General features: G+C 61.3%; 12 protein-coding genes, 1 tRNA gene and 1 pseudogene. 9 read left to right on the top strand and 5 right to left on the bottom strand.

Annotation, left to right across the window (positions count from 1 at the left end; genetic code table 11):
* Positions 1–84 precede the first annotated feature (84 nt).
* The 9 genes and pseudogenes from G5575_RS17215 (at position 85) to G5575_RS17175 (ending at position 8,654) form a co-directional block, all read left to right on the top strand.
* Positions 85–1,272: a benzoate/H(+) symporter BenE family transporter gene (locus G5575_RS17215; RefSeq protein WP_207633221.1), complete on the top strand. Its 1,188-nt coding sequence runs from the start codon at positions 85–87 to the stop codon at positions 1,270–1,272.
* Positions 1,269–1,838 carry a molybdenum cofactor guanylyltransferase gene (mobA, locus tag G5575_RS17210; RefSeq protein ID WP_164535383.1) on the top strand — a complete coding sequence of 190 codons (570 nt, stop codon included), beginning with the start codon at positions 1,269–1,271 and terminating at the stop codon, positions 1,836–1,838. The genes G5575_RS17215 and mobA overlap by 4 nt, the downstream gene beginning before the upstream one ends.
* Before the next feature lie 93 nt (positions 1,839–1,931).
* Positions 1,932–2,007, top strand: a tRNA-Asn gene (locus tag G5575_RS17205).
* 84 nt (positions 2,008–2,091) lie between these two features.
* Complete coding sequence (locus G5575_RS17200) at positions 2,092–3,312, top strand: MFS transporter (RefSeq protein ID WP_164535382.1); 1,221 nt, start codon at positions 2,092–2,094, stop codon at positions 3,310–3,312.
* A complete protein-coding gene (locus G5575_RS17195; RefSeq protein ID WP_164535381.1) occupies positions 3,309–3,758 on the top strand; it encodes an SRPBCC family protein in 450 nt (149 codons plus the stop codon). Before G5575_RS17200 ends, G5575_RS17195 begins: the two co-directional genes overlap by 4 nt.
* A 57-nt stretch (positions 3,759–3,815) precedes the next feature.
* The gene (locus G5575_RS17190; RefSeq protein ID WP_164535380.1) at positions 3,816–5,213 is read left to right on the top strand and encodes a cryptochrome/photolyase family protein; all 1,398 of its coding nucleotides are present in this window, start codon (positions 3,816–3,818) and stop codon (positions 5,211–5,213) included.
* Between the two features lie 157 nt (positions 5,214–5,370).
* Positions 5,371–6,418 (top strand): annotated as a pseudogene (locus G5575_RS17185) (cysteine synthase A).
* A gap of 62 nt (positions 6,419–6,480) precedes the next feature.
* Positions 6,481–7,932, top strand: coding sequence for a cardiolipin synthase (cls, locus tag G5575_RS17180; protein ID WP_164535379.1), 1,452 nt, complete (start codon positions 6,481–6,483; stop codon positions 7,930–7,932).
* An 8-nt stretch (positions 7,933–7,940) separates the two neighbouring features.
* A complete protein-coding gene (locus G5575_RS17175; RefSeq protein WP_164535378.1) occupies positions 7,941–8,654 on the top strand; it encodes an alanyl-tRNA editing protein in 714 nt (237 codons plus the stop codon).
* Position 8,655: 1 nt separating this feature from the next.
* On the opposite strand, the gene G5575_RS17170 is transcribed toward G5575_RS17175, so the two are convergent.
* From G5575_RS17170 to G5575_RS17150, 5 genes are all read right to left on the bottom strand, one after another.
* Positions 8,656–9,672 carry a transporter substrate-binding domain-containing protein gene (locus G5575_RS17170; protein WP_164535377.1) on the bottom strand — a complete coding sequence of 339 codons (1,017 nt, stop codon included), beginning with the start codon at positions 9,670–9,672 and terminating at the stop codon, positions 8,656–8,658.
* A 91-nt stretch (positions 9,673–9,763) separates the two neighbouring features.
* Positions 9,764–10,564 (bottom strand): amino acid ABC transporter ATP-binding protein, encoded by an 801-nt coding sequence (locus tag G5575_RS17165; protein ID WP_164535376.1) that lies wholly within the window; start codon positions 10,562–10,564, stop codon positions 9,764–9,766.
* A 5-nt stretch (positions 10,565–10,569) separates the two neighbouring features.
* Positions 10,570–11,697 (bottom strand): amino acid ABC transporter permease, encoded by a 1,128-nt coding sequence (locus G5575_RS17160; RefSeq protein ID WP_164535375.1) that lies wholly within the window; start codon positions 11,695–11,697, stop codon positions 10,570–10,572.
* A gap of 9 nt (positions 11,698–11,706) precedes the next feature.
* Positions 11,707–12,897 (bottom strand): amino acid ABC transporter permease, encoded by a 1,191-nt coding sequence (locus G5575_RS17155; protein WP_164535374.1) that lies wholly within the window; start codon positions 12,895–12,897, stop codon positions 11,707–11,709.
* 109 nt (positions 12,898–13,006) lie between these two features.
* Complete coding sequence (locus tag G5575_RS17150; RefSeq protein WP_164535429.1) at positions 13,007–14,023, bottom strand: amino acid ABC transporter substrate-binding protein; 1,017 nt, start codon at positions 14,021–14,023, stop codon at positions 13,007–13,009.
* Between the last annotated feature and the right edge of the window lie 117 nt (positions 14,024–14,140).

Genomic DNA, 14,140 nt, shown 5'->3' with positions numbered 1-14,140 from the left:
AGGCCCGCGACGTGTCGTGGCGATTGCGGCTTTGCCGTCAGGAGACTAGCGTCTTCTGGCTGCCCGTTTTTCCCGAGAATCGATATGACCACCCCTGCCCCCGCCGCTGGCCGGCGCGACTTTGCCCAGCCCATCATGGCCGGCGTGCTTGCCGCAATCGTCGGTTATGCCAGTACGTTCACCGTGGTGCTGGCGGCGCTGACCGCTGCGGGTGCATCGCCGCAGCAGGCAGGCTCGGGCCTGTTTTCGGTCTGCATCGCCATCGGTATTCTCAACGTCGCCGTCGCCTGGCGGAGGCGCATACCGGTGAGCTTTGCCTGGTCGACCCCGGGCGTGGCTTTCCTTTTGACGGTCGGCGAGCCGGTGGGCGGCTTTCCAGAGGTCGCCGGCGCATTCCTGGTTTGCGCGGGGCTGATCTTTCTCACAGCGTTTATCGGGCCCCTGGCGCGGGCGATCGCGGCAATTCCAGCCGCGCTTGCAAATGCCATGCTGGCGGGGATGCTCTTGAGCCTGTGCCTGGCGCCGATCACCGCAGTGGCGGAGATGCCATTGCTGGCACTGCCGATCCTCGCGGCCTGGGCATTGGGGCTGCGCTTTGCACGCCGCTATGCGGTGCCGATCGCCGTGGTCGTGACCGGAATCATCCTGGCGACAACGACGCATCTGCCGGCAGGAACGTTCGATGGGGCGTGGCCGACCTTGATGCCGGTTGTGCCCGCTTTCACGCTGGACGCCATCATCCGGATCGGGCTGCCATTCTATGTGGTTACGATGGCATCGCAGAACCTGCCCGGGCTGGCGGTGATGCGGGCCAATGGCTTTACCCTCGAGACGCGACCGATCTTTGCGCTGACCGGCGCGGCGAGCGCGGCAACGGCGTTCTTTGGCGGACATACCAGCAATCTGGCGGCGATCACGGCGGCGATCTGCGCCGGGCCGGAGGCGCATCCTGACCCGGGCAAGCGCTGGCCGGCGCCGGTCGCGGCAGGGTTTACCTATTTCGTGCTGGGGCTCGCGGCGAGTGCGGCAGCGGCATTCATTGCCGCGTCGCCGCCGCTTTTGATCCAGGCCGTTGCCGGGCTGGCGCTATTTTCAAGTCTGGCGACATCGCTCGCCGCTGCCTTGGCCGATGAGCAGGTGCGCTTGCCGGCAATCTTGACCTTTGTCGCAACCGCTTCGGGAATCACTATCGTCGGCGTTGGGGCGCCGTTCTGGGGCCTGGTCGGCGGCATCGTTTTGTTGCTTATGCTGCGGGAGCGCAAAACCGCATGACGGTCTTTGCCGTGGTGCTGGCTGGCGGCCAGGGCAGCCGGCTTGGGGATGTGCGCAAGGCCGAGCTGCGACTGGGTGGGCAGCGCCTGCTTGACCGTGTGGTGACGCGTCTGACAGGGGAGATTTTAGTCTCCGCCGGCAGGGGACCGCAGTATGCCGGATACACTTGCGTCCCCGATCTGCCGGGATTGGTCGGAGGGCCGCTGGCTGGCCTGGCTGCCGCCGTGTTGCATCTTCGCGGCACCGCCAAGCCGGGCGATACACTGGTCTCGGTCCCCGTCGACACGCCGTTTCTTCCAGCCGACTTCGTTTTAAAGCTCGCGGCCGGTGTGACATCTGAAAGCGCGGCCTACGCAGCGTGGGGTGAAGAAATCTACCCGACCAATGCTGCCTATCGCTTCGGCGCCATTTCCGATCTGCCGGAGCGAGCCGACAGCTTGGGCAGTCCGAAACGGCTGCTGAGCGCGCTTGATGCCAAAGCAGTGCGTTGGGAAATTAACCATAATCCCTTCGCCAATCTCAACACCCTTGCGGATCTCGTGAGCCTCGCGCGACGCGTCGAATGACAAGTTATTCACAAGACTTGCATTCGGGGCTTGGCAAAGCGGATCAGTTTGGGTACACGGACCTCGCCCTCGGAAACGGGGCGCAAGAAGTGTTCCGCGATAGCTCAGTTGGTAGAGCGTTCGACTGTTAATCGAATGGTCGCTGGTTCGAGTCCAGCTCGCGGAGCCAACCTTCCCTAATCAAAATAACGGCGATTGCCCTCCCTGGGGCATCGGAGTAGGACGGATCGAATTCCGTTCTCGAAGCCCTTCCATGACCAGCACCGTAGCCTTTCCCGCGCATGATGCGCAGCGCACTGCCCTGTCCATCATCCTGGCCGTCAGCGGCGCGCATCTGTTGAACGACCTGCTGCAGTTCATGCTGCCGGCGCTCTATCCCATGCTGCGAGAAAACTACGGCCTTTCGTATTTCCAGATCGGCATGCTGACGCTCGGGCAACAGATTACGGCGTGCCTGCTGCAGCCCGCTTTCGGGCTGTCGGGCGACTTGAAGCCCAAGCCTTACATTCTGGCACTGTCGATGGGGATCGTGGGGGTCGGTGTCGCCATGCTGGCGGCGGCCAACGGCTTTTGGCTTCTGTTCATAGCCGCCGTGGTGATGGGGACCGGGTCGGCGCTGTTCCACCCCGAAGCGTCGCGCGTGGCGCGAATGGCATCGGGCGGACGGCTGGGCTTTGCGCAGTCGTTATTCCAGGTCGGCGGCAATGCGGGCACGGCGCTGGGTCCGCTGGCCGCCGCATTGATTCTGCTGCCGATGGGCCAGGGCAGCGTTTTCTGGTTCCTGGCCGTCGCCGTCGTGGGCTTTGCGCTCCTGACCTGGGTCGGACGCTGGTTCGTCGAACACCAGCGGCAGGCGGCGAGCCGGCCGAAAGTGGCGGTAGCCAAGCCTGCGCTCAGCCGGCAGCGGCTGATCGTGGCCTTCGCCGTGATCGGCATGCTGCTGCTCAGCAAGTTCATCTATATCGATTTGATGAAGAGCTATTACGCCTTCTTCCTGATCGAAAAATTCGGGCTGTCCGCGACAGAAGCGCAATATTATCTCTTTGCCTTCCTCGGCTCAGTAGCCGCCGGCACGTTCTTCGGCGGCCCGATCGGGGACCGTTATGGCCGCCTTGCGGTAATTTGGGTGTCGATTCTGGGCGCCCTGCCCTTTACCCTGGCCCTGCCTTACCTCGATCTGTTCTGGACGGCGGTGATGAGCATCATGGTCGGGCTGATCCTCAGTTCGGCCTTCTCGGCCATGGTGGTCTATGCGCAGGAATTGGTGCCCGGCAAAGTCGGAATGATCGCAGGGTTCGTCTTCGGCTTCGCCTTCGGCATCGGCGCTCTGGGCGCTGCCGTAATGGGGGCTTTGGCCGACTGGATCGGCATGGTCGCCGTGTTCCAGATTTGCGCCTTCTTGCCGGCCTTGGGCTTTCTCACCATCTTGCTGCCCAAGACGGCTGAACTTCATCCGGAAAGGAAAACCGCATGAGTGACGATACGCTTTTGGGCGACGGCGAAAGCCAGATCACGCTGACGCGCAAGATCGAAGCGAATGTATCCGACGTGTTTTCGGCCTGGACCGATCCGGCGTTGATCGAGCAGTGGCAGGTGGACGAGGCCGAATTCGACGCCTTCGAAGGCGGCAGCTATCGCTTCGTAACCTTTGCCGATGAGGACAACGAGGCCGATCACGAGGTTTCGGGCGAAGTGCTGCAATTCGTCGAGCACGAGCGGCTGGTTCTGTCCTGGGTGCACAAGGGCGAAGATGAAGAGCTGATCTTCGTGCTCGACATCGTCTTCCAGGCACTGGGCAAGGACACGACCAATATCACCCTGACCGAGCGCGGCCTGGCCCATGCCGATGCGCAGACGCGGATTTTTTCCATGGAAGCGTGGAGCTCGGCCCTGGAGCAGCTCGCCGAGCTGATGGAATAGTCTGAACCGGATCGCCATTGCGCGCGTATTGCTCCCGATGGTTCCGGAGTTTGCCTTGTGTCCAAAGCCCTCGTCTGGCTGCGCAACGACTTGCGCCTTTCCGACAACCCTGCCCTCGTTGCGGCCTTCAAGGAGGCCGACGATGTCACGGCGTTGTTCATCTTCGAAACGGACGAGGGGATCCGCGCGCCCGGTGGGGCGGCGCGGTGGTGGTTCAATCGCAGCCTGACGGACCTGTCCGAGCGGCTTGCCGAGATCGGCGTGCATTTGCTAGTCGAGGAAGGCAAGGCGGAGGACGTTCTGCGGCGCGTGCTCAAGGACGTTGGCGCCACGTCGCTACACTGGAACCGGCGCTACCATCCCGCTGAACGCGCGCTGGATGCAGGAATAAAGGAGCGGCTAGGGGAAGATATCGCAGTCGAATCGCATCCCGGCAATGTGCTGGTCGAGCCTTGGGACATCGCGACCGGCACGGGCAAGTCGTATTCGGTCTATGGACCCTTCTGGAAGAACTTACGGGCGCTGGACATTGCCGAGCCTCTTGCCGCGCCGAAGGGCAAGGCCGTGCGGCACAAAAAGGTCGACGAGAGCTATCGCGAGCCGAAATGGGCCAAGAAGCTCGCGCCTTATTGGACCATCGGCGAAACGGCGGCGCAGGAAAAGCTTGCGGCTTTTTTCGATGAGCGGTTGACGGACTATCCGCAGGGGCGCGACTTTCCGGCGCTCCAGGCCACGTCGCATCTGTCGCCGCATCTGCGGCACGGCGAGATCAGTCCTCGGCAGATCTGGCACGCGGCAAAAGCCTTTGCGCATGCGCATCACGCGGAGACCGAGCGGATCAACAAGTTCCTGTCCGAACTCGCCTGGCGCGACTTCAACTATCATCAGCTCTATCACCGCGACGACATCGTTCGCGTTGCCATGCATACCAAATACGAGGGCATGAAGTGGCGGGAAGCACCGGAGCAGCTCGAAGCCTGGAAGCGCGGGCGCACCGGCATTCCAATGGTCGATGCAGGCATGCGCGAGCTTTGGGAAACCGGCTACATGGAAAACCGGGTGCGGATGCTGACGGCGTCGTTCCTGTGCAAGAACTTGCTGATCGATTGGCGGGTCGGCGAAGAGTGGTTCTGGGACTGCCTTTGCGATGGCGATATCGCCAACAATCCGGGCAATTGGCAGTGGGTGGCAGGGAGCGGCATGGATGCTTCGCCGTTCTTCCGCATCTTCAATCCGGTAACGCAAGGCGAACGGTTCGATGCAGATGGCGACTATGTGCGGCGCTGGGTGCCCGAGCTGGCGGAGCTGCCAGACAAGCATGTGCAGCAGCCTTGGGCCGCGCCAAAGGATGTGCTGGCGAAGGCGGGTGTCAAGATCGGCGAGACTTATCCCGAGCCGATCGTTGATCTGAAGGAAACGCGATTTCGGGCCCTCGAGGCTGCGAAGGCTTTATAGACTGCGAAACGACATTGCCGAAACAGCAGCAGACTTGGACGCTGCTTGCGCTGCATCTGTCGCTAGCGGAACGTCGTGCCCAAATAAGGGAACGACCCTTGCCGCTGCGGGTTGACACTCCTACGGTAAGTCTCTGATCCACCCAACAAATCGATCCATGGCCAACCATCAAGATCTGCTCTCCGCCATCGGCAATACGCCGTTGATCCGCCTCAACCGCGTTTCGACGCTGACGGGCTGCGACATTTGGGGGAAGGCCGAGTTTTTGAACCCGGGGCAGTCAGTCAAAGATCGGGCGGCACTGTTCATCATCCACGATGCGGTGAAATCGGGCGCGCTGAAGCCGGGTGGCACGATCGTCGAGGGTACGGCTGGCAATACCGGCATCGGGCTGACGCTAGTGGCCAATGCGCTTGGCTTCAAATCGGTGATCGTCATTCCAGAGACGCAGAGCCAGGAGAAGAAGGACGCGCTGCGGCTTTATGGGGCCGAGCTGATCGAGGTGCCGGCCAAGCCCTACAAGAACCCCAACAATTACATCAAGGTATCGCAGCGGCTGGCGGAAAAGCTCAATCGCGAGCTGCCGAATGGCGCCGTCTGGGCCAATCAGTTCGACAATGTCTCGAACCGGCGCGCATATCGAGACGACCGGGCCGGAAATCTGGAGCCAGACCAATGGCAGGATCGACGGGTTCATTTGTTCGGTCGGCTCTGGCGGGACACTGGCCGGCGTGGCCGAGGCGCTGCGGTCGCGCAGCAAGGACGTCAAGATCGGGCTGGCCGACCCGGAAGGTGCAGCGCTTTACGAGTATTATGCGCATGGCGAGCTGAAATCTGCCGGCAATTCGATCACCGAAGGCATCGGCCAGGGGCGCATCACCGCCAATCTTGAGGGCTTGGTGATCGATCATCCCTACCGCATCTCTGACGCGGAGGCCCTGCCCTATATTTTCGACCTGCTCGAAAATGAGGGGCTTTGCCTCGGCGGCTCGAGCGCCATCAACATCGCGGGTGCCGTGCGCCTGGCGCAGGATCTGGGACCGGGCAAGACCATCGTCACGATCCTTTGCGACTACGGCAATCGCTACGCCAGCAAGATCTATAATCCCGAATTCTTGCGCTCCAAGGACCTGCCGGTACCAGGCTGGCTCGAGGGGCGGACGCCGATCGACATTTCGAGCGTCATGGAAGCCGAGCCCGTCTAAGAGCCGCAGTTGTTTCGGCGCGTGCCGCTGATAGAGTGCCCGCACGGTTTTAGGGGCGCTCCTTGTTCGGCTTAGACGATCTTCTCCGCGCGGTTGTAGCGGACTTCCATCTTGTCGCGCTGATCACCGGTGCGCTTTATCTCCTGGCCCTGATCTGCGGCGTGCGCGAGGTGCTGAATTCCCGCACCTCGCAGGGCTCGATTGCATGGCTCATATCGCTGGCGCTGCTGCCCTTTCCCACAGTGCTGCTTTATGCCGTTTTCGGCTGGAAGCTTTTTGACGACTACGCCACCGACCGGGTGCAGAATGGCCGCGCCGATCGCCCGCTGCGCGCCAAGGACCTGGCGCTGATCGATCGCGAGACCGACGCTCAATGGCCGGTGCAGGTGGCCGTGTCGGAGCTGCCGTTTCTCAAGGGCAACGATGTGCAGCTCCTAATCGATGGGGCTGCCACCTTCGACTCAATCTTTGCCGGGATCGATGAAGCCAAGGAATATCTCCTCGTTCAGTTCTATATCGTGCGCGACGACGATCTTGGCCGACAGCTGGCGGAGCGCCTAATCGCCAAGGCCAGGCAAGGCGTGCGGGTCTACCTGCTCTACGACGATGTCGGCAGCAATGGCATGCCCAAGCGCTATCGTCGGGAGATGCGCGAAGCGGGGGTGAAGGTTGCCGGCTTCAACCAGCGCCACAAATTCCTGCGCTTCTACGGCCCGACCCGTATCAACTACCGCAATCACCGCAAGATCGTCGTGGTGGACGGCAAGGTGGCTTGGACCGGTGGACACAATGTCGGCGTCGAGTATCTTGGTCAGGACCTAAAATTCGGCCGCTGGCGCGACACGCATGTGCGGGTGATCGGTCCGGCGGCTTTGGGGTGTGCGCTTCTGTTCCGCGAGGACTGGGAATGGGCAACGGGCGAAAAGATCGTCACGCCGCCACCCGAAGTCTGGGAAGGCGACGGCGACGAGCCGGTGCTCGTCATGGGCAGTGGTCCGGCTGATCAGCTCGAAGAATGCGCCATTGCCTTTACCGACCTGATCGGGCGGGCGCGGGAGCGCATCTGGATCGTCAGCCCCTATTTCGTGCCGGATACCGATATTCGGACGGCGCTCTACGCGGCCAAGCTGCGCGGGGTGGATGTGCGGATCATGTTGCCCGATGAGCCAGACCACAAGATCGTCTGGCTGGCCAGCATTGCCCATGCCGATGCCATGGTCGAACACAATATCAGCGTTTATCGCTACACGGACGGCTTCCTGCACCAGAAGGTAGTGCTGATGGACGACCAGATGGCAACGGTCGGCAGTGTCAATTTCGACAACCGCTCCTTCGCCATCAATTTTGAAATCACGCTGTGGTTTCCCGATGCGGAAACGATTGCCAGTGTCGAGGCGATGCTGCTCGCCGACTTCCAATCCTGCCGCCAGGTGGGCTTGTCGGAGATTCAGTCGCGGCCATTCCCCTTCTATTTCACCACGCAGTTTGCGCGCCTACTGTCTCCCCTCCTTTGAGTTTTTCCATGACCGAGTTCCTGTTCCGCGATGATGCCTATCTCAAGAGCTGCGACGCCACGGTCGTGGCGATTTCGCCTGAGGGTGGCGTGATCCTGGACCGAACGGTGTTTTACGCAACATCGGGTGGGCAGCCTGGCGACAGCGGCAGGCTGGTGCGCGCGGATGGATCGGCGATCGAGATCGCCACAGCCGTTCATCCGGACGGCGACAAGCTGCAAATCGTGCATGTGCCGACTGAGGGTTCAGCCCGGCTGGAGGTGGACGAAACAGTTCGAGCCGAGATCGACTGGGACAAGCGTTATCGGTTGATGCGCATGCATACGGCGTTGCATCTGCTCTCGGTGGTGTTTCCGTTTGCGGTGACTGGCGGACAGATCGGAGAGGACAAAGGACGGCTCGATTTCGACATGCCCGAGGTGCCGGAAAACCTGCAGGCGCTGGAAGACGAACTCAACGCCATGGCCGCAGCGGACCATGCGGTTAGCACCGAATGGATCAGCGACGCCGAAATGGAAGCCAAGGCCGAGCTCATCAAGACGATGAAGGTCAAGCCTCCCATGGGCCAGGGTCGCGTCAGGCTGGTGCGGATCGGCGATGTCGACCTGCAGCCCTGTGGCGGTACGCATGTCGGGCGCACTGGTGAGATCGGGCCACTGAAGCTGGGCAAGATCGAGAAGAAGGGCAAACAGAACCGGCGCGTCAGCCTACTGTTCGCCTGAGCTACATGATGGGCGGCGAGTAGAGCAGACCGCCATTGCTGTAGAGCGCGTTCTGGCCGCGCAACATGGCCGCGCCCGTCTGCGGGCCAAAGTGGCGGTCGTAAAGCTCCGAGTAGTTGCCGACGGCGCGAATGGCGTCGGTCATGAAGGTGGCACGGAGGCCAAGGCCAGAGCCGTAATCGCCTTCGACGCCCAGGAGACGGCGAATCACCGGCGAGCGAGCGGCCGTCAGGCTATCGATGTTGAGGCTGGTGACCCCGGCTTCCTCTGCAGCGATCAGCGTGAAAACAGTCCAGCGGACGATTTCGAACCAGGCGATGTCGTCGTCCCGTACCACGGGGCCAATGGCCTCCTTGGTGATGCGCTCGGGCAGAATGCGGTGTTGCGACGGGTCCGTAAGCTCGCGGCGGATGGCCTGCAATTGCCGGCCGGATGCTGAGACGACCTGGCAGAGGCCGGAGCGATAGGCGACCGCGAGATCGGACTCTTCTTCGTAGACGACTTCGGTGAAGCTCGTCTGATTGGAGAAGAAGAACTCGTCCAGGGCCGCCAATTCCCCGGAACGATCGGCGACACAGATGGTGACGTTGTCGAGCTCGTAGGCCGAGACAACACCTAGCGATTGCGGCACGAGGAAAGCCTGGCCGTCGAAGAAGCTGGGGACGACATAGCGGGCGCCGAATTTGCTATCGCGGCCAGCTGTCCATGCGCCGTTGCGCATTAGGACATCGACGGCTCCGGTCTGCAGCGGCGCAAAGCGGGCCTCGCCGCGATAGGAGCGGAATTCGATGAGGTCCGGATTGCCGAAAATGCCGGCGGCCAGCGCGCGGCAAAGGTCGACATCAAAGCCCGACCAGCGGCCATCGACATCCTGCTGGGCAAATCCGGCCAGAGAATTGCTCGAACCGCAGATCAGGAAGCCGCGCTCGCGCACGGTGTCGAGCGTCTGTGCAGATGCGGGAAGTGTCAGTGTCAGGATAGCGGCCAGCAGCAGCAATGGCCTCAGAATGTGATTCACGATGCCGGCTTTCTGTTCGGCGGGCATAATGGCAGGCGTGAAAAAGGGGTCAAGCCGATGATGGCTCGACCCCTGTTTTTAGTCCAATTCGCTAGTGAAGAATTTGGCTCAGGAAGAGCTTGGTACGCTCGTGCTGCGGGTTCGAGAAGAAGGCTTCGGGCTCGTTCTGCTCGATGATCTGACCCTGATCCATGAAGATGACGCGGTTGGCGACCTGGCGGGCGAAGCCCATTTCGTGAGTGACGCAGAGCATGGTCATGCCTTCTTCGGCGAGGCTGATCATGACTTCGAGCACTTCCTTGACCATTTCCGGATCGAGCGCCGAGGTCGGTTCGTCGAACAGCATGATGCGCGGCTGCATGCAGAGCGAGCGGGCAATGGCCACGCGCTGCTGCTGGCCGCCCGACAACTGTCCTGGGAACTTCTTGGCCTGTTCGGGAATCTTCACCCGCTCGAGATAGTGCATGGCCGTAGCCTCGGCTTCCGCCTTGGGCGTGCCGCGAACCCAGATCGGGGCCAGCGTCAGGTTCTGCAGGATGGTCAGATGCGGGAAGAGGTTGAAGTGCTGGAACACCATGCCGACTTCGCGACGCACTTCATCGATGCGTTTAAGATCGGCGGTCAACTCCGTGCCGTTGACGATGATCTGCCCTTCCTGGTGTTCTTCCAGGCGGTTGATGCAACGGATCAGCGTCGACTTGCCGGAGCCCGATGGGCCGGCGATGACAATGCGCTCGCCTTCCATGACACGCAGATTGATGTCGCGCAGCACATGGAAGTCGCCATACCACTTGTGCATGTTGACGACGTCGATGGCGACATTGGTCTTGGAGACCTTCATGTGGCTGGTGTCGACCTCGCGGTCGATAGTGGTTTCGGAAACCTGAGACATGGGAGCTACCTCTTGTAGCCAGTGTTAAGGCGGTTCTCCATGTAGATGGAGTAGCGAGACATGCCGAAGCAGAAGACCCAGAAGACCATTGCGGCAAAGAGATAGCCGGTGGTCGCCGTATTGGCCGACTGCCACTCGAGCGCGGTGTCGTTCTTGGTTTTGACCGCTTCGAGCAGGTCCTTCATGCCGACAATGTAGACGAGCGACGTATCCTTGAAGAGCGCGATGGCGCTGTTCACGATGCCCGGGATCACGTGCTTTAGAGCTTGCGGCAGGATGATGAACCCCATCCGCTGCCAGTAGCCGAGACCTAAGGCCGCCGCCGCTTCATATTGTCCGCGTGGGATCGCCTGAAGGCCGCCGCGCACCACCTCGGCCATGTAGGCAGAAGTAAAGAGCGTGACGCCGACGATGGCACGGAGGAACTTATCGACCGTCGTGCCTTGCGGCATGAACAGTGGCAGCATGATCGAGGCCATGAAGAGAATGGTGATCAGCGGTACCGAGCGGATGAGTTCGATGAAGCAGACGCAGACCGTCTTGATGATCGGCAGGCTGGACTGGCGCCCCAGCGCCAGCATGATGCCGATCGGGAAGGAAAGCGTGATGCCGATCACCGAAATGATCAGGGTCACCAGCAAACCACCCCACTTTTCGGTTGGAATGTAGCGCAGGCCGAAAACACCACCGGCCAGCAGGAAATAGCTGACGATGGGGTAGACGAGGAAGAAGAGCACCGCATTGGTGCGTTTGAACGGCGCCTTAGGGATCAGCAGCGGCGTCAGCAGCAATGCACCCAGAGCGAAGACGATGTTGGGTCGCCATTGCTCGGGGATGTCGTAGAAGCCGTAGATGAAGAACTCCATTTCCGAAGAAATGTAAGCCCAGCACGCACCGGCATTTTCCATGCGGCACTCTTCGACGGTGCCGTTGGGGCCGACTGCATTGAAAATGGTCCAGCCGAAAAGCGGCGGCAGGATCCAAAGGAGAAACAGGACACCCAGAGCGGTAAGCAGGGTGTCCGTGGGGTTGGCGAAGAGGTTCTTGCGCGCCCAGGCGATCGGACCGCTGGTGCGGTTCGGTGCCGGACGGGCATCGACGAGGTCGGAGCGAACGTAACCGATATCAGTCATGGCGCACTCCTACCGTTCGACCAGCCGCACGCGGCCATTGTACCAGTTCATCAGCGCCGAAGTGGCGAGCGAGAGAACCAGATAGACCAGCATGGTGATGGCAATGCATTCGATGGCGCGGCCCGTTTGATTGAGGGAGGTGCCGGCGAAGACGTTGACCAGTTCCGGGTAGCCGATGGCGGCACCGAGGGACGAGTTCTTGGTGAGGTTGAGATACTGACTGGTCAGCGGCGGGATGATCACCCGCATGGCCTGGGGAACGATGACGAGGCGAAGCCGGTCATTGTCCTTGAGGCCGAGCGACTGCGCCGCTTCGGTCTGGCCATGGTTCACGGACTGGATGCCCGCACGCACCGTTTCGGCGATGAAGGACGCCGTATAGATGGTGAGACCGAAAGCCAGAGCGACGAATTCGGGCGGTAGGGCAAGGCCGCCGCGGAAGTTGAAACGCTCCAGAACCGGGGGATCGAAGGCAACGCTGGCGCCACTCACCAGCCAGCCGATCGCAGTGATGCCGATCAGCAGAACCAGCGAGGTCAGAAATACGGGAAAGCGCTGTCCTGTGGCTTCGAGGCGCTTGCGTGCCCAGTGACGCAGCAAGAAAACGGCTGCGACGGCTACGGCCAGCGCGATCCAGACGAAGCCGAATTGTTCATCGGGCATGGGCCGGGGCACGAAGATGCCGCGCTGGTTGATGAAGCTGCCATAGGGCAGCTCGAGCGACTGGCGCACGGCCGGCATGGCCTTAAGAACGGCGAAATACCAGAAGAACAGCTGCAGCAGCAGCGGGATGTTACGAATCACCTCGATATAGACCGTGGCGATGCTCGAAACGATGAAGTTGCTGGAGAGACGCGCTATGCCGATGGTGAAACCAAGGATCGTCGCAAAGACGATGCCGATGAAGGCGACCAGGAGCGTGTTGAGCAGGCCGACGAGAAAGGCTTCCCAATAGTAGGAGCCGCGCGACCAGGGAAGCAGTGAGAAGCTGATGTCGAAGCCGGCAGTCTTCCAGAGGAAGTCGAAACCGGTCGTCTTGTTTTGGGCGGCGAGATTGGCCGCGGTATTGCCGACGATCCAGACAATGAAGGCGATCAGAACGGCTGCGACGACGATCTGGTAGATGATCCCGCGGATCACCGGATCATTGAAAAAGCTCGCCCTTGGCGCCGATTGCGGCGCCGTATCGAGTGTGGTCATAAAGAGTGTCCCTTGGCCACTATGAGCCGCTGCGCGCCGTTGTGGCTGCGGCAAGCGACGGAACAAAGTCCGGCGCCCCACAAGGGAGCGCCGGTGCATTTCGTTCAGCTTAGCGGATCGGCGGTGCGTACTGGATGCCGCCGTCGCGCCACAGGGCGTTGAGGCCGCGTTCCAGGCCGATCGGAGTGCTCGGGCCGACATTGCGTTCATAGGTCTCGGCGTAATTACCAACGGTCTTGATGATCTGGTAAGCCCAGTCCTTGGTGACGCCGAGCGGGGTGCCGAAATCGCCCTCAACGCCGAGGAGGCGCTTAATGGCCGGGTTGTCGGAACCGAGCATTTCGTCGACATTGGCCGAGGTCACGCCCAGTTCTTCGGCTTCGAGCAGCGCGAAATAGGTCCAGCGAGCAAGGTTGAACCACTGGCTGTCACCGGCGCGAACCACGGGGCCAAGGGGTTCCTTGGAGATGATTTCGGGCAGGATGATGTGCTCGGCAGGGTTGGCGAACTTGGAACGTTCAGCGGCAAGAGCCGAGGAGTCGGTGGTGTAGACGTCGCAGCGGCCGTCTTCATAAGCCTTCACGACTTCGTCTTGGTCGACGAAGACCACGGTGTTGAAGTCCATGCCGTTGGCGGCAAAGTAGTCGGCGGCGTTGAGTTCGGTCGTGGTACCGGATTCGATGCAGACGGCGGCGCCGGAGAGATCGAGAGCCGATGCGATGCCGTCAGCTTCGCGAACCATGAAGCCCTGGCCATCATAGAACATGGTGCCGACGAAGCTGATGCCCAGCTGGGTATCGCGGCTCATGGTCCAGGTGGTGGTCCGGGAAAGAACGTCGATTTCACCAGCGGAGAGAGCGGTGAAGCGTTCCTGGCTGGTCAGCGAGGTGTAACGCACGGCTTCGGCATCGTTGAAGATGGCTGCAGCCATGGCGCGGCAGAAGTCGACTTCAATACCGGTCCAGACGTTGTTGGAGTCCGGAGCCGAAAAACCGGGGACGCCACCGGTAACGCCACACTGGACATAACCCTTCGCCTTGACGTCATCCAGAATGGCCGCGTTTGCGGCGGTCGCGCCGAGCCCCAGCGAGGCTGCGACTGCGATCGATACGAGCGCTTTTTGCATCATTTTGCCTTTTGTTTCCTGACCCTGTAGTTCGAGGCCTATCAAGTTTGCCGAGACCCCGAGCGCACCGCCGCTTGTTTGCGGTTTGGATGCTGATAAGCATGCAAGCCTCTATTG

The organism is Devosia aurantiaca, from assembly GCF_011058215.1.
GTDB classification, from domain to species: Bacteria; Pseudomonadota; Alphaproteobacteria; order Rhizobiales; family Devosiaceae; genus Devosia; species Devosia aurantiaca.
Note: the sequence above shows the minus strand (reverse complement) of the source record. Positions and strands in the feature narration are given on the sequence as shown.